Source organism: Massilia sp. (genome assembly GCF_031995545.1).
GTDB lineage: Bacteria > Pseudomonadota > Gammaproteobacteria > Burkholderiales > Burkholderiaceae_D > Telluria.
Map to the genome: position 1 here is coordinate 1 of NZ_DAMAGA010000011.1, position 19,412 is coordinate 19,412.

At 64.2% G+C, this 19,412-nt stretch carries 17 protein-coding genes and 2 tRNA genes; 15 read left to right on the forward strand and 4 right to left on the reverse strand.

Going from position 1 to position 19,412, the window contains the following annotated elements:
• The 3 genes from carB to RTQ83_RS10245 all read left to right on the forward strand — a co-directional run.
• The coding region (gene carB, locus RTQ83_RS10235; RefSeq protein ID WP_312514031.1) for a carbamoyl-phosphate synthase large subunit at positions 1–2,354 on the forward strand (2,354 nt) is incomplete at its 5' end.
• A 150-nt stretch (positions 2,355–2,504) separates the two neighbouring features.
• A complete protein-coding gene (gene greA, locus RTQ83_RS10240; RefSeq protein WP_312514033.1) occupies positions 2,505–2,978 on the forward strand; it encodes a transcription elongation factor GreA in 474 nt (157 codons plus the stop codon).
• Positions 2,978–3,448: a DUF4149 domain-containing protein gene (locus RTQ83_RS10245; RefSeq protein ID WP_312514035.1), complete on the forward strand. Its 471-nt coding sequence runs from the start codon at positions 2,978–2,980 to the stop codon at positions 3,446–3,448. Before greA ends, RTQ83_RS10245 begins: the two co-directional genes overlap by 1 nt.
• A gap of 49 nt (positions 3,449–3,497) precedes the next feature.
• On the opposite strand, the gene yhbY is transcribed toward RTQ83_RS10245, so the two are convergent.
• Positions 3,498–3,968, reverse strand: coding sequence for a ribosome assembly RNA-binding protein YhbY (gene yhbY / locus RTQ83_RS10250; RefSeq protein ID WP_312514036.1), 471 nt, complete (start codon positions 3,966–3,968; stop codon positions 3,498–3,500).
• A 45-nt stretch (positions 3,969–4,013) separates the two neighbouring features.
• Here yhbY and RTQ83_RS10255 point away from each other — a divergent pair, with 45 nt between their 5' ends.
• The 6 genes from RTQ83_RS10255 (at position 4,014) to RTQ83_RS10280 (ending at position 9,448) form a co-directional block, all read left to right on the forward strand.
• Positions 4,014–4,661 carry an RlmE family RNA methyltransferase gene (locus RTQ83_RS10255; RefSeq protein ID WP_312514038.1) on the forward strand — a complete coding sequence of 216 codons (648 nt, stop codon included), beginning with the start codon at positions 4,014–4,016 and terminating at the stop codon, positions 4,659–4,661.
• A gap of 265 nt (positions 4,662–4,926) precedes the next feature.
• Positions 4,927–6,810, forward strand: a complete 1,884-nt coding sequence (gene ftsH / locus RTQ83_RS10260; protein WP_312514040.1) for an ATP-dependent zinc metalloprotease FtsH — start codon at positions 4,927–4,929, stop codon at positions 6,808–6,810.
• 60 nt (positions 6,811–6,870) lie between these two features.
• Positions 6,871–7,746, forward strand: a complete 876-nt coding sequence (gene folP / locus RTQ83_RS10265; RefSeq protein WP_312514042.1) for a dihydropteroate synthase — start codon at positions 6,871–6,873, stop codon at positions 7,744–7,746.
• Positions 7,747–7,767: 21 nt separating this feature from the next.
• The gene (glmM, locus tag RTQ83_RS10270; protein WP_312514044.1) at positions 7,768–9,108 is read left to right on the forward strand and encodes a phosphoglucosamine mutase; all 1,341 of its coding nucleotides are present in this window, start codon (positions 7,768–7,770) and stop codon (positions 9,106–9,108) included.
• 106 nt (positions 9,109–9,214) lie between these two features.
• Positions 9,215–9,291 (forward strand) — tRNA-Pro (locus RTQ83_RS10275).
• 80 nt (positions 9,292–9,371) lie between these two features.
• Positions 9,372–9,448, forward strand: a tRNA-Arg gene (locus tag RTQ83_RS10280).
• 17 nt (positions 9,449–9,465) lie between these two features.
• Here RTQ83_RS10280 and RTQ83_RS10285 read toward each other — a convergent pair.
• The 3 genes from RTQ83_RS10285 to RTQ83_RS10295 all read right to left on the reverse strand — a co-directional run bounded on the left by RTQ83_RS10285 (position 9,466) and on the right by RTQ83_RS10295 (position 11,084).
• Positions 9,466–9,837 carry a TerB family tellurite resistance protein gene (locus tag RTQ83_RS10285; RefSeq protein WP_312514046.1) on the reverse strand — a complete coding sequence of 124 codons (372 nt, stop codon included), beginning with the start codon at positions 9,835–9,837 and terminating at the stop codon, positions 9,466–9,468.
• A 231-nt stretch (positions 9,838–10,068) separates the two neighbouring features.
• A complete protein-coding gene (locus RTQ83_RS10290; RefSeq protein WP_312514047.1) occupies positions 10,069–10,356 on the reverse strand; it encodes a hypothetical protein in 288 nt (95 codons plus the stop codon).
• Positions 10,353–11,084, reverse strand: a complete 732-nt coding sequence (locus RTQ83_RS10295) for an XRE family transcriptional regulator (protein WP_312514049.1) — start codon at positions 11,082–11,084, stop codon at positions 10,353–10,355. The genes RTQ83_RS10290 and RTQ83_RS10295 overlap by 4 nt, the downstream gene beginning before the upstream one ends.
• Positions 11,085–11,255: 171 nt before the next feature.
• Here RTQ83_RS10295 and RTQ83_RS10300 point away from each other — a divergent pair, with 171 nt between their 5' ends.
• The 6 genes from RTQ83_RS10300 (at position 11,256) to RTQ83_RS10325 (ending at position 18,610) form a co-directional block, all read left to right on the forward strand.
• Complete coding sequence (locus tag RTQ83_RS10300) at positions 11,256–11,474, forward strand: holin (protein WP_312514051.1); 219 nt, start codon at positions 11,256–11,258, stop codon at positions 11,472–11,474.
• Positions 11,475–11,558: 84 nt separating this feature from the next.
• Positions 11,559–11,933 carry a DUF5710 domain-containing protein gene (locus RTQ83_RS10305; RefSeq protein WP_312514053.1) on the forward strand — a complete coding sequence of 125 codons (375 nt, stop codon included), beginning with the start codon at positions 11,559–11,561 and terminating at the stop codon, positions 11,931–11,933.
• Between the two features lie 52 nt (positions 11,934–11,985).
• Positions 11,986–12,948, forward strand: coding sequence for an MBL fold metallo-hydrolase (locus RTQ83_RS10310; RefSeq protein WP_312514055.1), 963 nt, complete (start codon positions 11,986–11,988; stop codon positions 12,946–12,948).
• 430 nt (positions 12,949–13,378) lie between these two features.
• The gene (locus RTQ83_RS10315) at positions 13,379–14,884 is read left to right on the forward strand and encodes an energy transducer TonB (RefSeq protein WP_312514057.1); all 1,506 of its coding nucleotides are present in this window, start codon (positions 13,379–13,381) and stop codon (positions 14,882–14,884) included.
• A gap of 137 nt (positions 14,885–15,021) precedes the next feature.
• Positions 15,022–16,197, forward strand: coding sequence for a polysaccharide biosynthesis/export family protein (locus tag RTQ83_RS10320; protein ID WP_312514059.1), 1,176 nt, complete (start codon positions 15,022–15,024; stop codon positions 16,195–16,197).
• A gap of 139 nt (positions 16,198–16,336) precedes the next feature.
• Positions 16,337–18,610: a polysaccharide biosynthesis tyrosine autokinase gene (locus tag RTQ83_RS10325; RefSeq protein ID WP_312514061.1), complete on the forward strand. Its 2,274-nt coding sequence runs from the start codon at positions 16,337–16,339 to the stop codon at positions 18,608–18,610.
• The last annotated feature ends 802 nt before the right edge of the window (positions 18,611–19,412 follow it).

Below are 19,412 nucleotides of genomic sequence, written 5' to 3' on the forward strand. Positions count from 1 at the left end.
GCCGCATGATCGTCATCGAGATGAACCCGCGCGTGTCGCGTTCGTCGGCGCTGGCCTCGAAAGCAACCGGCTTCCCTATCGCCAAAGTGGCGGCCAAGCTGGCTGTCGGCTTCACGCTCGACGAACTGCGCAACGAGATCACCGGCGGCGCCACTCCGGCCAGTTTTGAACCGTCGATCGACTACGTGGTCACCAAGATCCCGCGCTTCACGTTCGAGAAATTCCCGACCGCCGACAAGCACCTGACCACCCAGATGAAATCGGTCGGTGAAGTGATGGCGATGGGCCGCACCTTCCAGGAATCGTTCCAGAAAGCGCTGCGCGGTCTGGAAGTCGGCGTCGACGGCCTGAACGAAAAGACGCGCGACCGCGAGAAGATCGAAGAAGAACTGGGCGAGCCTGGTCCCGAGCGTATCTGGTACGTGGGCGACGCGTTCGCCCAGGGCTTCACGCTGGACGAAGTGCACAACCTCACCAAGATCGACCCGTGGTTCCTGGTGCAGATCAAGGAGATCGTCGACATCGAACTGTGGCTGGAAACCCAGACCCTGGAGTCGCTCGACAAGACCGTGCTGTACAAGTTGAAGCAGAAGGGCTTCGCCGACCGCCGCCTGGCCTTCCTGCTGAAGGTCGAGCCGAGCGCGGTGCGCGCCCGTCGCCACGCCCTGGACATCCGTCCGGTGTACAAGCGCGTCGACACCTGCGCCGCGGAGTTCGCGACCAACACCGCCTACATGTATTCGACGTACGATGAAGAGTGCGAGTCGAATCCGACCGACAAGAAGAAGATCATGGTGCTGGGCGGCGGTCCTAACCGCATCGGCCAGGGCATCGAGTTCGACTACTGCTGCGTGCATGCTGCGCTGGCGATGCGCGAAGACGGCTACGAAACCATCATGGTCAACTGCAACCCTGAGACCGTGTCGACCGACTACGATACGTCGGACCGTCTGTACTTCGAATCGCTGACGCTGGAAGACGTGCTCGAGATCGTGGAACTGGAAAAGCCGGTCGGCGTGATCGTGCAGTACGGCGGCCAGACCCCGTTGAAACTGGCGCTGGACCTGGAAGCCAACGGCGTGCCGATCATCGGCACCTCGCCGGACATGATCGACGCCGCCGAAGACCGCGAGCGTTTCCAGCAACTGCTGCAGCAGCTCGGCCTGCGCCAGCCGCCGAACCGCACCGCGCGTACCGAAGCCGAAGCCTTGACGCTGGCGTCCGAGATCGGCTACCCGCTGGTGGTGCGTCCATCCTACGTGCTGGGCGGCCGCGCCATGGAAATCGTGCACGAGCAGCGCGACCTGGAGCGCTACATGCGCGAAGCGGTCAAGGTATCGAACGATTCGCCGGTGCTGCTGGACCGCTTCCTGAACGACGCCATCGAAGTCGACGTCGACTGCATCTCGGACGGCGAAGCCACCTTTATCGGCGGCGTGATGGAACACATCGAACAGGCCGGCGTGCACTCGGGCGACTCGGCCTGCTCGCTGCCGCCGTACTCGCTGTCGCAAGCGACCATCGATGAACTCAAGCGCCAGACCTCGCTGATGGCGAAAGCCCTGAACGTGGTCGGCCTGATGAACGTGCAGTTCGCGATCCAGCAGACCGAGGAAAACGGCCAAACGGTTGATACCGTTTATGTGCTGGAAGTGAACCCGCGCGCTTCGCGTACCGTGCCGTTCGTCTCGAAAGCGACCGGCCTGCAGCTGGCAAAAATCGCCGCGCGTTGCATGGTTGGCCAGACGCTGGCCAGCCAGGGCATCGATAAGGAAGTGATCCCGCCGTTCTACAGCGTCAAGGAAGTCGTGTTCCCGTTCGTGAAGTTCCCGGGCGTCGACACCATCCTGGGACCGGAAATGAAGTCGACCGGCGAAGTGATGGGTGTCGGCACCTCGTTCGGCGAAGCTTTTGTGAAGGCCCAGCTGGCGGCCGGCGTCACGCTGCCGAAGTCGGGCACCGTGTTCCTGTCGGTGAAGGGTTCGGACAAGCCGCGCGCTGTCGCTGTCGCGCGTGATCTGGTGGCGCTCGGCTTCACGCTGGTCGCGACCAAGGGCACCGCCGCCGTGATCGCGGCCGCCGGCCTGCCGGTACGCGCCGTGAACAAGGTGCTGGAAGGCCGTCCGCACGTGGTCGACATGATCAAGAACCACGAGATCGTGATGGTCGTGAACACGGTCGAGGAAAAGCGCAGCGCGGTGAACGATTCGCGCACCATCCGTACCTCGGCGCTGGCTTCGCGTGTGGTGACCTTCACCACCATCTTCGGCGCCGAAGCGGCGATCGAGGGCATGCGTCACATCGACGAACTGCGCGTGTACGATTTACAAGGTCTGCATAAAACCTTACACTAAGCACACGTAGTACCCATCAACCACAGAGTTCGCGCGGCCCTGGCGCCGCGTGCCTCTGTGGTTTTCGCTTTACTGTGCTTCGTGCGGCGATTGTCGAGCGAGGAGAGGGAAGCATGCGGTACGCTTGAATTCACACTAACGCAGAGAACCATGAACACTCCATTGACCAAATTCGGCGCGGAACTCCTGAAGGAAGAGCTGCACCAGCTCAAGACCAAGGAGCGCCGCAACGTGATCGATGCGATCGCCGAGGCGCGTTCGCATGGCGACCTGTCCGAGAACGCCGAGTACGACGCCGCCAAGGAGCGCCAGGCCTTCGTCGAAGGCCGCATCGCCGAGCTGGAAGGTAAACTCAGCACCGCCCAGATCATCGACCCGTCGACCCTGGACGCCGAAGGGCGTGTGGTGTTCGGCGCCACCGTCGACCTGGAAGACCTGGAAAACGGCCAGAAGGTCAGCTACCAGATCGTCGGCATCGACGAAGCCGACCTGAAGCTGAACAAGGTATCGGTGACCTCGCCGATCGCACGCGCCCTGATCGGCAAGTACGCCGAAGACGTGGTCGAAGTCCAGGCCCCGTCGGGTCCACGCGAGTACGAAATCCTCGAAGTGCGCTACGTCTGATGACGCAAGCCGCGACTCCTGCCGGCGGGCGCCTGCCGGCGGCGCGCCTGCTGGTGGCGGCGCTGTGGGCGGGCAGCCTGTGGGCGCTCGGCTACATCGCGGCGCCGGCGGCGTTTGCGGTGCTGGAAAGCGGGCAAGCCGGTAACCTGGTCGCCACGCTCCTGACGCGCCAGGCCTGGCTGTCGATCGCCTGTGCGCTGCTGCTGTTCGTGCTGCTGCGGGTGTCGAAAGACCTGGCGCCGGCGCGCAAGCGTTTTCTGAACCTGCTGGTGCTGGCGATGCTGGCCTGTACCCTGGTGATCTTCGTCGGCCTGCAGCCGGCGATGGCGCACCTGCGCGAGCTTGCCGGCCCGGACGGCGTGCGCGCTTCGCCGTACTGGACCCGGTTCGCGGTGATGCATGGGGTGTCGCAGCTGTTCCACATCGTGCAGAGCGTGCTCGGGGCATGGCTGCTGGTCAGGCTGCGCTAGCCGCCAACCCTGCGGGCGTAAAAAAACCGGGTTGCCCCGGTTTCTCGAATTACTTGTTCAGCAAATTCTTCTTGGTACTGGTCTGACGCGGCTTGGCGCGCTTGATGTTGCCGCCGGCGGTAACGCGTTCGTTCCCCTTCAGCATGACCTTGGTGACACTCGGCTTCTTGGTGCCGCTGGCGCTGGCCTTGACGATGGTGACTTCGCGCATGCCCGGGCCGGCCTTGCTGCTGCGTTCCTTGACGGCTTCCTTTTTCGGTCGGTACAGCACCAGCAGCTTGCCGATGTGCTGGACCGGGGCCGCATCCAGGTCGGCGCAGATCTGCTCGTACATGGCGACGCGCGCTTCGCGATCGTCGCCAAACACGCGCACCTTGATCAGGCCGTGGGCGTCGAGGCTGGCGCCGATTTCCTTGACCACGGATTCGGTGAGGCCGGCTTCGCCGATCATGACGACTGGATTGAGCCCGTGGGCTTCCGCGCGCAGGGCGCTGCGCTCGGCCGGAGTGAGTTTAAGCATAATAATAAATCTTTGATGTACCTATAAAAGCAGTATTCTACGCGAATGGCCAAGAACAAATTAAACAAAAACTGGTTGCACGACCACATTAACGATCCGTACGTCAAACTGGCGCAGAAAGAGGGCTACCGCGCCCGCGCCGCTTACAAGCTGAAAGAAATCGACGAGGCCGAGAAACTGATCAAGCCGGGCCAGACCATCGTCGACCTGGGCTGCACTCCCGGCAGCTGGGCCCAGTACACCCGGCGCAAGCTGGCCGGCGCGGCCGAGGGCGGTATCCATGGCACCATCATCGGCCTCGACATCCTGCCGATGGAACCGGTGGCCGACGTTCACACCATCCAGGGCGACTTCCGCGAAGAAGAGGTGCTGGACCAGCTCGACGAGGTGCTGGCCGGGCGCAAGGCCGACCTGGTGCTGTCCGATATGGCGCCAAATCTATCGGGCATCGGCCACGCCGACGCAGCGCGCATGGAACATTTGATCGACCTGGCGATCGAATTTTCACAAATGCATTTGAAACCGGGCGGCGCCCTGCTGGTGAAGTGTTTTAAAGACATGGGTTTTACCCAGATCCTGGAAAAATTCCGCACCGAATTCAAGGTCGTGAAACAGATCAAGCCAAAAGCTAGCCGCGATAAATCGTCCGAGATTTTCCTGCTCGGGCGTGGCCTCAAGAACCCGGCGGAATAGGGCGGGCGCCGCCGGGCCGAATTGTTGGCCGGGAAAATGCTTGATCCAGGGCAGCAAATTGCTCTTGAAATCTCCGCGCGCGGCCACACATCAGCCCCGTGATCGTCCGCTTGGCGCCGCATTTTCATGGATGCGTCGCCGATAAGGCGATAATCAAGTGTATTTCCGGCACTATTGCAGGTGTTGCGTGGCAGCGTCGGCTTATTGCGAGTAAAATCGGAAGTCTGAAATCGGTAGAGATGCACATCGCATCGGAGGAGTTTTCGTGAATAATATGTTTTCCAAATCCGCCATCTGGGTGGTCGTCGCGCTGCTGTTGTTCATGCTGTTCAAGCAGTTCGACACCCACAGCGTCGCCGGCGGCAGCAAGACCATCGCTTATTCCGAGCTGCTCGATGAAGTGAAGGCGCGCCGCATCAAGGAAGTCCTGATCGAAGGTCAGAACATCACTGCGGTCAAGAGCGACGACACCAAGGTGCGCGCCACTGCCACCATCCTCGACCGTGGCCTGATCGGCGACCTGCGCGAGAACGGCGTGCGCTTCGACGTCAAGCCGCCTGAAGAGCCAGGTTTCCTGCAGCAAGTGTTCATCTCGTGGTTCCCGATGCTGCTCCTGATCGGCGTGTGGGTGTTCTTCATGCGCCAGATGCAGGGCGGCGGCAAGGGCGGCGCGTTCTCCTTCGGCAAGTCGAAGGCGCGCATGCTGGATGAAACCAACAACACCGTTACCTTCACCGACGTCGCCGGTTGCGACGAGGCGAAAGAAGAAGTCTCGGAAATCGTCGACTTCCTGAAAGACCCGACCAAGTTCCAGAAACTGGGCGGCCGCATTCCACGCGGCGTGCTGATGGTCGGTCCACCGGGTACCGGTAAAACCCTGCTGGCACGCGCCATCGCCGGCGAAGCCAAGGTGCCGTTCTTCTCGATCTCGGGTTCCGACTTCGTCGAGATGTTCGTCGGCGTCGGCGCCAGCCGTGTGCGTGACATGTTCGAGAATGCCAAGAAGCATTCGCCTTGCATCATCTTCATCGACGAGATCGACGCGGTCGGCCGTCACCGCGGCGCCGGCATGGGCGGCGGCAACGACGAACGTGAACAGACGCTGAACCAGCTGCTGGTCGAGATGGACGGTTTCGAAGCCCAGTCGGGCGTGATCGTGATCGCTGCCACCAACCGCGCCGACGTGCTCGATAAAGCGCTGCTGCGTCCGGGCCGTTTCGACCGCCAGGTGATGGTGGGCCTGCCGGACATCCGCGGCCGTGAACAGATCCTGAACGTGCACATGCGTAAAGTGCCGATCGGCACCGACGTGAAGGCCGACATCCTGGCACGCGGCACCCCGGGCTTCTCGGGCGCCGACCTGGCCAACCTGGTCAACGAAGCCGCGCTGTTCGCCGCACGCCGCAGCAAGCGCCTGGTCGAGATGATCGACTTTGAAGACGCCAAGGACAAGATCTACATGGGTCCGGAGCGCAAGTCGATGGTCATCCGCGAGGAAGAGCGCCGCAACACGGCCTACCACGAGTCGGGCCACGCGGTGGTCGCCAAGCTGCTGCCGAAGGCCGATCCGGTACACAAGGTCACCATCATGCCGCGCGGCTATGCGCTGGGCCTGACCTGGCAGCTGCCGGAGCACGACGCGCTGTCGGGTTACAAGGACAAGATGCTGGAAGAAATCTCGATCCTGTTCGGTGGCCGTATCGCCGAAGAGATCTTCGTCGGCCAGATGTCGACCGGCGCTTCGAACGACTTCTCGCGTGCCACCAAGCTGGCGCGCTCGATGGTGACCCGTTTCGGCATGTCCGAGAGCATGGGCGTGATGGTGTACGAAGACAGCGAGAACGAAGGCTTCTTCGGCGGCGCCACCAAGACCATCTCGGAAGCGACCCAGCAAAAGGTCGACGCCGAAATCCGCGCCATCCTCGACAAGCAGTACGCGCTGGCACGCCGTCTGCTGGAAGAGAACCGCGACAAGGTCGAGATGATGACCAAAGCGCTGCTCGACTGGGAAACCATCGACACCGAGCAGATCAACGACATCATGGCCGGCCACGAGCCGCGCCAGCCGAAGACGGTGTTGACCAAGCGCTCGCCGCCGGGCGACAGCGGCTCGGGCGGTGTGGCGCCGAATGCCACCGCACCGGCCTGACGCTGTCTGACTCAATCAAAAGGCACCCGTCAGGGTGCCTTTTTCGTTTACCTTCTCGCCATGAACAAGCAACTCCAATGCGGCCGCTTCAGCTTCGAGCTGAGCGGGCCCGACTCCCTGCGCCCGATCGTGATGGGCATCCTGAATGTCACCCCGGATTCGTTTTCCGACGGCGGCCGCTACCAGGGCCTCGAGTTCGCACTCGGCCGCGCCGAAGACATGATCCGCGATGGCGCCACCATGATCGACATCGGCGGCGAATCGACCCGTCCCGGCGCGCCCAGCGTGCCGGTCGAGGAGGAACTGCGGCGCGTGATGCCGGCCCTGTATGCGCTCAAGACGCTCGACGTCGCACTGTCGGTCGATACCTGCAAGCCGCAGGTGATGCGTGAAGCCCTGATCGCGGGCGCCGACATGATCAACGACATCAACGGTTTCCGCGCGCCCGGCGCGCTCGAAGCCGTGCTCGACAGCGATTGCGGCCTGTGCGTGATGCACATGCAGGCCACGCCCGAGACCATGCAGCAGGCGCCGCAGTACGGCGACGTGGTGGGGGAAGTGATCGCTTTCCTGCGCGAACGCGTGGATGCAATGACCGCGGCCGGCGTCGAGCGTTCGCGCATCTGCGTCGATCCGGGCTTCGGCTTCGGCAAGACCGTCGAGCACAACTATGCTTTGCTGCACGGCCTGCGCCGCATGCGCGATGAACTGGACTTGCCGGTGCTGGCCGGCATGTCGCGCAAGTCGATGATCGGCGCGGTTACGGGCCGTCCACTGGAGGCAAGAATGCCTGGAAGCATCGGAGCGGCATTGGCTGCGGTAGCGCATGGCGCTAGAATCGTGCGTGTGCATGATGTGGCAGAGACCGTCGACGCCCTGAAGGTGTGGCATGCGGCGATGAACCCGGGCGCGAGCGCGAGCGCTGCAACCGTTTGAAATTTTAAGAAAGAGAACAAGATGGCACGCAAATATTTCGGTACCGATGGCGTCCGTGGCCTGGTGGGCGTCGCACCGATCACTCCCGAGTTCGTCATGCGCCTCGGCTACGCCGCCGGCACCGTCCTGGCCAAGGGCGCCAAGTCGAGCGGCGGCCGTCCGGTGGTCCTGATCGGCAAGGACACCCGGATCTCCGGCTATATGCTCGAAGCAGCGCTGGAGGCCGGCTTCTCGGCCGCCGGCGTGGATTCGATGCTGGCCGGCCCGATGCCGACCCCTGCCATCGCCTATCTGACCCGCGCCCTGCGCCTGCAGGCCGGCGTGGTGATCTCGGCCTCGCACAATCCGTTCCAGGACAACGGCATCAAGTTCTTCTCGCGCCACGGCACCAAGCTGCCGGATTCGGTCGAGCTCGAAATTGAAGAAGCGATCGACCAGCCGATGGGTTGCGTGCCATCCGACAAGCTGGGGCGCGCGACGCGCCTGCGCGACGCCCAGGGCCGCTACATCGAATTCTGCAAGAGCACCTTCCCGAACGAACTCGACCTGCGCGGCCTGAAGATCGTGGTCGACAGCGCCCATGGCGCCGCCTACAACATCGCACCGCATGTGTTCCACGAACTCGGCGCCGAGGTGATCTCGATCGGCGCCCAGCCGGACGGCTTCAACATCAACGCCGGCTTCGGCGCCACCGCACCGAAAGCGCTGTCGGAAGCCGTGGTGGCCAACAAGGCCGACCTCGGCATCGCGCTGGACGGCGACGCCGACCGCCTGATCATGGTCGACGCCAATGGCCGTGTCTATAACGGCGACGAGCTGCTGTACGTGATGGTGCGCGACCGCATGAGCACCGGCCCGGTGGCCGGTGCCGTCGGCACCCTGATGACGAATATGGCGCTGGAAGTGGCGTTCAAGCAGATGGGCATCGGCTTCGCGCGCGCCAAGGTGGGCGACCGCTACGTGCTGGAAGTCATGAACGAGCGCGGCTGGCTGCTCGGCGGCGAAGGTTCGGGCCACCTGCTGGCGTTGGACAAGCACACCACCGGCGACGGCATCGTCTCGGCGCTGCAGGTGCTGTCGGCGCTCAAGCGCGGCAACAAGTCGCTGGCCGACTGCTGCGCCGAGTTGACGCTGTTCCCGCAGACCCTGATCAACAAGAAGGTCACGCCAGGCTTCGACTGGACCAGCGACGGGGCCCTGGTGGCCGAGAAAGAAGCGGTCGAGCGCGAGCTGGGCGACAATGGCCGCGTGCTGATCCGGGCGTCGGGCACCGAGCCCCTGATCCGAGTAATGGTCGAGGCGAGGGAAGCCGAGCTGGCGGAGAGCATGGCACGCCGGATCGCCGACAAACTGGCGGCCTGAAACGAGGTCGGCGCCGTGATGCGCGGCGCCGCCAACGCTGATTCTTGAAAGGTAGCGACTTGGCTGGATTGACGCCGCGCCCCGGCAGGAGTATTATTCTGGTCGACGGAGTGTAGCGCAGCCCGGTAGCGCACCTGGTTTGGGACCAGGGGGTCCAAGGTTCGAATCCTTGTACTCCGACCATAGCTTCATGACGGGCTGTCTTTTGACAGCCCGTTTTCTTTTGGTGGCGCCGTTCTGGCGTCATCGCAGTGCGGCATAAACTGCCCATAGCTCAGTTGGATAGAGCATCAGCCTTCTAAGCTGAGGGTCGCTGGTTCGAACCCAGCTGGGCAGGCCAAGACCATCCCTGTTTTCTTACAGCGCAGCGGCGAATTCCGATTCGGCCCAGGCATTGACTGCCCGGCGCAGCAGCCTGCGCTCGCGATGATCGATCACGCTGTCGGCGCGCGCGATTTCCAGCATGCCTTTCAATACGGTCGCGCGCAGCGCCGGGTCTTGTACCTCTTCCAGCAACCGGTCGATCGTTTCCGGCTCGATATCCACCATGCCCGGCTCGCGATTGCGGCTGGTCGACAGCAGGTCCTGGCACAGCTCGCCGGCGGTTTCATCGAACGTGTCTTCGCTCACCCGCAGCACAGCGAGCAGGCCGCTGCGGTGCAGGGCCTTGAGCTCTTGCGGCGCCAGGCGGCCGTCGGCGATCATGGCCAGGGTCAGCAGGCGGCTCATGGCTTTAGGACTATTAGTCGGATAACTTCGCATTGCTTTCTCGCTTCAAAATGAACTGGAGTCATCAATATACGGCTGGGCGAAGCGAAAATAAATTCGAATAATCCTGAGTGACAATCAGATTTATTGGAGGTGTTGCGTAAGCCGTCATGAGCGAGCGTCATACGGGCGGCAGTAAGGCCGCGGGTTATTCGCCCGTGTGCGCAACTGTTCCGCACTCTTACAAAAACGTCAGAACGGCAGCTCGCGCGTATCCGGAGGTGGAATATCGAAATTGATCTCGCGTTCTTCCATCCGCTCCAGGTCGAGCTCGGCGAGCAGGGCGCTCGTGTCGAACGTCGCATACGCGCGTCGGGGACTGCCCTTGATCGATACCAGCATGATCGGCAGGCCGGGAAAATAGGGCGTCAATTGCGCCAGCAGCGTGTCGCCCATGCCGGCGCTAAGATAGCGCGCCTGCACGAATGCGAGCGCGATCCGCACGCCGCGTATGCTGACGATGCCGGCACGCAGTTTCAAATCCGGTCACTTTCCTTGCGTACGACCCGTCCGATGACGATGCATTCACCACCCTGGCACAGCTTGCGGTGATACTTTCCCTTGTCCACATTGTCCGACGTCAGCCACCACTGGCCGGCGTCGCGCGCCAGCCGTTTGACCACCGCTTCTCCCTCATAGTTGAACGCGTACACAGCGCCATCGACCAGCTTGGTATCCAGGGTGTTGATGACCACGATGTCGCCCGCGTATAGCGACGGCTCCATGCTTTCGCCTTTGACGTAGATCGCGATCAAGTGCACCGGGTTGTACTGGTTCCGTTCGAGCCAGGTGCGGCGCATGCCGAGCGTACCGCCATCGCGCCGCTCGGGCTCGGTCTGATAGCCGGTGATGCCGGCCGACAGCCGTAGCTTGACCATCGGGATCTGGACGAAGCCATCGTCGTCGTGCTCGGCCGTGACAACGCGCATGGCACCGGCTACCTCCGCGGGCTGCTCGGCCCATGGCTTGCCGGACATCGGCGCCAGGATATCGGCCGGCAGACTCTTGCCGGTGACCTTGGCGATCGCCAGCAGCTGCTTCAGGTTCGGGCTGTGCTTCTCGTTTTCCCAGTGCGAGATATTGGCCTTGGTATGGCCACGCTCGGTTCCGAGCTCGAGCGCGAGCCGGGCACCGAGCGCGGCTCCGGATAGTCCCGCCGTCGTGCGCGCATCGCGCACCCAGCCGGCAATCATCGATTGAAGTTCCATGTGCTTATGGTATAGGAAAGCTATACGCAAGTGTATAGTTTTTCTTGACTTGCATGGTTTAGCTTTTCTATACTTTGTCATCAGTATTGATTTAGCACAGAGCGTTGTAAGAACGCCGTATGGATAACCACCGCTGTATGCAAGCCGGCTGGCCGGAGCAAAGGAGACGCAGTGTTCACCGACAAATTCAATCTGACCGGACTAGCCGGATACCTGGGCAGTGTCGTGGCAATATGGGACGCATGGACGCTGGCGGACGTGAGCATCCTGGTCGGCATCGTCACGGCGTTGCTGAGTTCGATCGCCAACCTGGTCTACACCTACCGCAAGGACCGGCGCGAACAGCGCGCCAGCGATGCCGCTGCAGCGCGTCTGGAGAAGGAGCAGTGAAACAGTCGCCGGTACGCATCTGCGGGCGCGCTGGCTGTACAATGACGCCCCCACACGCCAACGATTCTGGAGTACTTCCCGTCCATGGTTTTTCTGAATGTTCCCTATGCCGAGAAGGACGCCGCCAAGGCGCTCGGCGCCCGCTGGAATCCGACCCGGCGCCGCTGGTATGTCCCGGATGGCGCCGCGACCGAACCGTTCGCCAAGTGGATCGATGGCGCCGCAGGGGAGGGCGCGGCGCCGGCCGCCGCGCGTCCGGGCCGGGTCGACAGCTACCAGGGCAAGACCGTGGTCGGTGCCAACTACGTCGAGCTCGAGCACGACTGCAATCCGCTCGAGCCGTGTCCTGTCTGCGGCGCGCAGCTGGCCGGCACGCCATGGGCCCAGGCCCAGTCCAGCCTGCATGCGGTGGTCGCCAGCCTGGGCGGCAAGCGGACGCCCCGCGCATCGGCTTCATGATAGCTTCACGGCTGGGCGAGCCGGGCGGTTCGCCGGTTTCCGGAGACTGTCCATGCGCCTTGCCCCTCTGTCCGCTGTCTGTGCCATCGTCACTGCAATTGTCATCGGGCTGATCGGCGTTCAGCAGCAAGCCTTCGCCCAGGCCCCGAGCGGCAAGCCCGGCCGAGTCGTCACGCTTGAATTGCCTGGCAGTGGAGCGCCGGTCGACAACAGCCAGGGCACGGTGCAGTTCATCGGCACCGCAACCGTTCTGATCCGCTACCAGGGCTTCACGATCCTGACCGATCCGAATTTCCTGCACAAGGGCGACCACGTCCACCTCGGTTACGGCCTGACCTCGGAACGCAAGACCAATCCCGCCATCAGCTTCGACCAGCTGCCGCCGATCGACCTGGTGGTGCTGTCGCACTTCCACGGCGACCACTTTGACCAGCTGGTGCAGAAACGCCTCGACCGTGCGGTGCCGATCGTCAGCACCCGCCAGGCCACCGGCAGCCTCGAAAAGCTCGGGTTCACTCGCGTCACCGGCCTCGATCCGTGGGACCAGCTGGAGGTGAACAAGGGCGGCAACAAGCTGCGCGTGACCGCGACCCCGGGCCGCCATGGACCGGCCGGGGTGGCGGCGCTACTGCCCAAGGTGATGGGCTCGGTGCTCGATTTCGGCCAGAATGCCGCGCGGCCCGACTATCGCATGTACATCAGTGGCGACACGCTGGTGATCGACGACATCAAGGAAGTGCCGCAGCGCTTCCCCGGCATCGACCTGGCATTGCTGCACCTGGGCGGCACCCGCATCCTGGGCGTGGTCAAGGTGACGATGGACGGCAAGGACGGCGTGCGCATGATGCAGGTAGTGCGGCCACGCAAGACCATTCCGATCCACTACAACGACTACGACGTCTTCAAGTCGCCGCTCGAGGACTTCGCGCGCGAGGTCGAGGCCGCCGGACTCGAACGCGAGGTGGTGTATCTGGCGCACGGCGAAACCTACACCTTCCTGCCGGTCAAGCGCTGACCTGCGTCACAGCGCTCGCCTCCGGCGGAGGCTGGATCGTATCGTGTGCACCTCGCTTTACTGCTGAGTAAACGCTAAGATGCCAGCTTGACAATTGCTCAAGCCCGACATGCCATCAGCGTCCGCACGCAGTCGATCCCCTGCCACGATCCGCAGCGACCGTCGCCTTGGCGCCGGGATTGCCGTATCGGTGCTGCTGCATGGCTTGCTGTTGTCGCTGCAGTTCGGCGTGCCGGGACTCGATCTGGGCAGCGGGGGACCGATCAGCGTGAGTCTGGGGCCGGATGCGACGCCTGTTGCGCCGCCGGTCGCGCTTGCGCCGGAGCCGGTAGCATCGGTTCCGCTCACGGCGGCTCCTCGCGCGCCGGTCCCGGAGCCTGTGCCTGCACCTGCACCATTACTGCCGCCCGAGGCCGCGAAGGTGACCGGTTTGCGTCTTGTCGACCTGCCGCCGCCGCCTCCTGCAATCGAGCCTGCAACGCCGGCGCCCGCACGCGCCCGTCCGAAGCGTGCCAAGCAGCCGTCCGTGAAGCGCCGTGTGCGCGAAGCCGTGCCACCGGTCATCGTCGCGGCGCCCAATCCGGAGTCCGATTTCACGGTTCCGCTTCCCGACGTCGTGCCGGAGCCGGCGCCACTGCTGGCGCAGGAAGTCGAAGAAATTATCGAGCCGCCGCAACTGGCGCAGTCCGCCGCCGAGGAAGCCAGCACCAGTGCCCCCGACGATGCCGAGGAATTGGCACGGATCGCGGCCGAAGAAGAGCGCCGGCGCGCGTTGGAGCAGGAACAGGAACGCGAACGGATCGCCCGCCAGCAGGCGGACGATGAAGCGCGCAGGACGGCGCAGCTGGAGGAGCAGGAGCGTCTGGCGCGTCAGCAACTGGAACAGCAACGGCAGCTGGCCGACGAGCAGGCATTGCGCGCGCGTCAGGAGGAGGGGCGGCGGGCGCAGGAAGCGGCACTGGCAGCCCGCGCCAATGACGAATTGCTGCGACAGCGCGAGGCGCAGGAGCAGGCTGCGCGCCAGCTGGCCGATCAGCGCGCCGCGGAACAGGCGGCCTTGCAGGCGCAGGCCATCGCCCAGCAGCGTGCCCAGGACGAAGCACGGCGCCTGGCCCAGGCACGGGAGCAGGCTGAAACACAGCGGCTCGAAACGGAGCGCCTGGCGCAGCAGCAAGCCGAGCGGCAGCGACTCGAAGCGCAGCGTCTGGCCCAAGAGCAGGCCGAGCAGCAGCGCATTCAGGAACAGAACCGGCTGGCACAGGAACGCGCACGCCAGCAGGCCGAGGAACGCGCCCGTGCCGATGCCGAACGTCTGGCGCGGCAGCAGGCCGACGAAGCTGCGCGGCGTTCGGCGGCCGATCGCCTGCAGGCGCAGGGCCCCGGCCTGGGCCAGGGAAGCGGCCAGCCGGACGGCCTCGGCAGCGGCGTCGGCGCCCCTGGCAGCGGCAGCGGCATGGGCGAACGATCGCAACCGGGTGCCCTTGCGGGGCTACCAGGCAGCCGCGCGCGCGAGCTGCTGCGCGGCCTGACCATCCCCGGTGCCGGCGTCCCGGCGCCCGTAGCCGGGCAGAACGATCCGCGCCGTGTCGTGGCCAACGGCGGCGAACGCGACGCGCCGCTGCGCCTGTACGTTGACAGCGTGCGCCAGAAGCTCGAGCGCAATGCCGTGCTGGGCGGCGCGCGGCTGGCACCGCGCGACGTGCGCACCGATCCCCTGGTCAGCCTGGCCTTGCGCAGCGACGGCAGCATCGACGACGTGACCATCGTGCGCTCCAGCGGCCAGCCCGACATGGACGAGGCGGTGCGCCGCTTCGTGCGCCTCAACGCGCGCTATTCGGCGTTCCCGCCGAACGTGGCCGCACGTTTCGACGTCATCGAAATCCGCCGCATCTGGCGCTTCACGGACGGGCTCAAGCTGCTCGAAGAAATGCGCTGATTTACGTTCTGTATGACCGGCCCGGCCGCGCGCCCTGCCCGATTGCCTTTTGACGAGCTGCAAAGCCAAGCCCGATGGACGCCGTACTCTGGACTGCATCGTTCAAGTACCGCGACTATTTTTGATAGGCAACAATCATGGCTTTGTTTCGTTCAGTTGCAGGCATCGTCTGGCGCCATCCGGGCAGCGTTCGAGGCTGGTCCGCTGCGGCGACCCTGGTTCCGATTCTGGCCCTGGCGCTGATCCTCGGCGGCTGCGCTTCCAGCGCCGGCGTCAGCTTCGGCGAAGCGGCGCGCTCGGGCCACGGCAACGAGTCCGCGCCGCCCACCGAGCTGATCACCGAAAACCTGATCGCCAGCGAACGCCAGGCCAACGCTGCGGCGGCCAGGCAAGACCTGAGCCCGCTATTCGCGCAGCATCCGCCACCCTACACGATCGGGCGCGGCGACATCCTCTCGATCGTGGTCTGGGACCACCCCGAGCTCGCGGCCGGCGGCATGACCATGGCCACCTCGGCCGCCGACGCCGGCGTGGTCCAGCCCAACGTGACGCCGCCCGGCTTCGCGGTCGACCACCAGGGACGCATCCAGTTCCCGCTTGCCGGCCTGTTGCCGGTCGAGGGCCTGACCGAAGAGCAGGCGCGCGCGCTGCTCACCAAGCGGCTGGCGCGCTACATCGCCAATCCCAACCTGACCCTGCGCGTGCAGGCCTACCGCAGCCGCCGCGTATATGTCGACGGCGAGGTGCGCCTGCCCGGACTGCAGGCCATCGACGACATTCCGATGACGCTGGTCGAGGCGATCAACCGCGCCGGTGGCATGCAGCCCACGGCCGACCAGAGCCGCATCGTGGTCGAGCGCGGCGACGCGCGCTACACCGTCAACATGCGCGAGCTGGTACAAAAGGGCGTCAACCCCGGCACCATCCTGCTAGCGCATGGCGACGTGGTGCGCGTGCATTCGCGCGACGAAAGCAAGGTGTTCGTCTCGGGCGAGGTGATCACGCCGCGCGCGCTCACCATGCACAACGGCCGTCTGACGTTGAATGAGGCGCTGGGCGAAACCGGCGGCATCAGCCCATTGAGCGGCGACGCGCGCCAGGTCTATGTGGTGCGCAAGACGGCCGAGCGCACCCGCGTGTTCCGTCTCGATGCCCGCGATTCAGGCGCGCTGGCGATGGCCGAAACCTTCGAGCTGCGTCCCAAGGACGTGGTGTACGTCGCCGCGTCGCCCCTGGCCAACTGGAATCGCAACCTGAGCCTGATCTTCCCCGGCGCGCTGACCAATGCGGTCGGCGTCACCAACCGGCCATAAGCGCGTCCATGAGCACGTCCATGAGCGCGTCCATGAGCGTCTTGCGCCCATGCATGATTCGACCGTGTAAAGCCGATCCGATGCCGATGTCCGATGCACCTGTCAGCGCCGTGAGCGCACCGAGCCGGAGGAAGCCAGCATGACCAGTACGCACGACGCGCATTCGCTCACACAGGTATCGCACAGCCCGCCGGTGCTGTCGGTGCCGTTCGACCCGCGGCCACCCGAGCCGCTGCCCGAGGAATCCAGCGTCGACCTGAAAGGCTATCTGAACACGCTGTACGACAGCCGCTGGCTGATCGGCAGCATCACCGCCATCATCACCGTGGTGGCGGTGCTGTACGCGCTGGTGGCCAATCCCGTGTACGAAGCCAACCTGATGATCCACGTCGAGGAAGAAAGCCCGAACGCATCGAAGAACATTCTGAGCGAAGCGTCGTCGCTGTTCGAAACCAAAAAGGCCGCCATCGCCGAGATGGAGCTGCTGCGCTCGCGCATGGTTGTCTCGCGCGCGGTCGACAACCTGCAGCTCTATGTCGAGGTGCAGCCGAAGTACTTTCCGGTGCTGGGATCGTGGTTCGCCAGCCAGAACGGCGGCGCGCTGTCCAATCCCGGCCTGTTCGGCTATGGCGGTTTCGTATGGGGCGGCGAGGGCGCCGAGGTATCGGTGTTCGAGGTGCCCGAGAGCTGGCTGAATCGCGAGTTCGTGCTGACCGCGCGCCCCGGCAACCGCTATCGTTTCTCGGGCGGCGGCCAGCGCATCGCCTTCGATGCCAGCGTCGGCCAGCGCTACCGGGTACGCACGCCGGACGGACTGGTCGAGATCAAGGTCGACCGCATGACGGCCAAGCCCGGCGCGCGTTTCAAGATCAAGCGCAAGTCGCGCCTCGGCACCATCCAGGCGATCCAGCGCGCGATGGTGATCACCGAGCAGGGCAAGCAGTCGGGCGTGATCGAGGTGCGTCTGCAAGGTGAAAACGCCGAGCGCATCAACGGCCTGCTGAGCGAGATCGGGCGCGAGTACATGCGCCAGAACCTGGCACGCAAGACCGAGGAAGCGGAAAAGTCGCTGGCCTTCCTCAACCAGCAACTGCCGATCCTCAAGCGTCAGCTGGAGCAATCCGAAGACCGCTACAACCAGTTCCGTAACGCGCACGGCACCGTCGACCTGCGCGAAGAAGCGCGCATGAGCCTGGCGCAGGCGGCGGCCGCGCGCGCGCGGCGCATGGAGCTGACGCAGAAGAAGGCCGAACTGCTGGCACGCTTCACCGAAGACCATCCGGTGGTCGCCGCCATCAACCGCCAGCGCCGCGAAGTTGACGCCGAAATCGAAGCGATCGCGGGCCGCATCCGTACATTGCCAGTGATGGAGCAGGACGAGGCGCGTCTGACGCGCGACATCAAGGTCAATACCGACCTGTACACCGCACTGTCGAACACCGCCCAGCAGTTGCGCCTGATCTCGGTTGGCCGGGTCAGCAATGTACGGCTGGTCGATGCGCCGATCGCGCCGGAACGTCCGATCAAGCCGAACCGTCCGCTGATCGTGGCGCTGGCCGTCGTCACCGGCCTGTTCCTGGGCACACTGATCGCCTTCACCCGCAAGGCCATGCGCGGTGGCATCGACGATCCGGCCAAGATCGAGCGCCTGTTGCGCGCACGCGTGGTGTACGCATCGATCCCGCACAGCGGCAATGAAGACCGTCTGATGCGCAAGGTGAAGCCCGATGGCGTGCTGCCCTTGCTGGCCCAGATCCTGCCGGAAGACCCTGCCGTCGAAAGCCTGCGCAGCTTCCGCGCCGCGCTGCGTTTCTCAATGCCGCACTTTAAGAACAACGTGGTGATGGTGGCCGGGCCCACGCGCGGCCTCGGTAAATCCTTCGTCACCGCCAACTTCGCGGCCGTGATGGCAGCCAGCGGCATGCGGGTGCTGCTGATCGACGCCGACCTGCGCAATGGACATCTGCACCGTTATTTCGGCGTCGACCGGGTGCGCGGCTTGTCGCGCGCCATCCTGGGTGCCATGACGGTGGACGAGGTCATCCACCGCGGCGTGCTCGATAACCTCGACTTCATTCCCACCGGCGAGCTGCCGACCAACCGTTCCGAATTCCTGCTGCAGCTGAATTTCGCCAACCTGCTCGAGGCCGCCAGCGCCCGTTACGACCTGGTGCTGCTCGACCCACCGCCGCTGCTGGCTGTGGCCGACGCGCTGATCATCGGCGCCCATGCCGGCGCCGTGTTCATCGTCGCCCGCTCCGGGGTGACGACCGAAAACCACATCAACGAGTCGATTAAGCGTCTGAACCACGCCGGCATTTCTCCGCGTGGCGTGCTGTTCAACGACATGGCCCTCCGCCTGGGCGAATATCGTTCGCAGTACAGTCCGGCGCAGCTTGGGTACGCTGCCTGATGCAGCCATCGCGCGGCAAAGGCATGGCACATTTCGCAGGCCGACTGCCAGTTTTGCTGAAGCACAGCCACGCCGAAGCCTTTACCTGATGGCCGTTCCACGCCTGCATTGAGGGGCGAGCACAGCTTGGCAGCGGGCACGCGGCGATCTGGACTTGCGAAGGTGCTGAGACGTGCGAACCGGCATCTGGAATGGAGATTCGCTGGGTGGAGTATCCGCAACCTTGGCAAAGTGCGATAACGCATTTGCGAATGCGTAGATCGGCTCATTTGCATACGCGTATTCGCCAGACCGTCTATGTGGCTGGCGATCCATGTGTCGGATTTCCGACAGTGCCCCTACAGTTGCTCAATCGCTCAGCTCCCTGCCATTCAGACACCAGGTCATCCACCCACCCGATCGTCCAGCCACGCGACCACGCGGCCACCCAGGCACCCACGCAGGTGCCCAAGCACCCACCTAGGTACCCAAGCACCTAGCTACCCAGCTACCCAGCTACCCAGCTACCCAGCCACCTGACCACTAAGCCAACCACCCAGGTACCCAGTCACCCAGGCACTCAGCCACTCCGCCACCCAGCCACCCAGCCACCGAGCGGTCCCTCCAGCCAGCCATCCAGCCAGCCGTTCGGCCACTCTGGAACCGGGCCACTTAGCCGTCTAGCCATGTTGCCGGCTAACCGTTCTGTTGTTTGTCCCTTAGCGTCCCCAGCCGACTTCTGATCTTATACATACGTCGAACGAATAAACGCACCCCCCGCAACTGGCGATGGAGGGGAATGTAAACACCCCAGTCAGCTCAA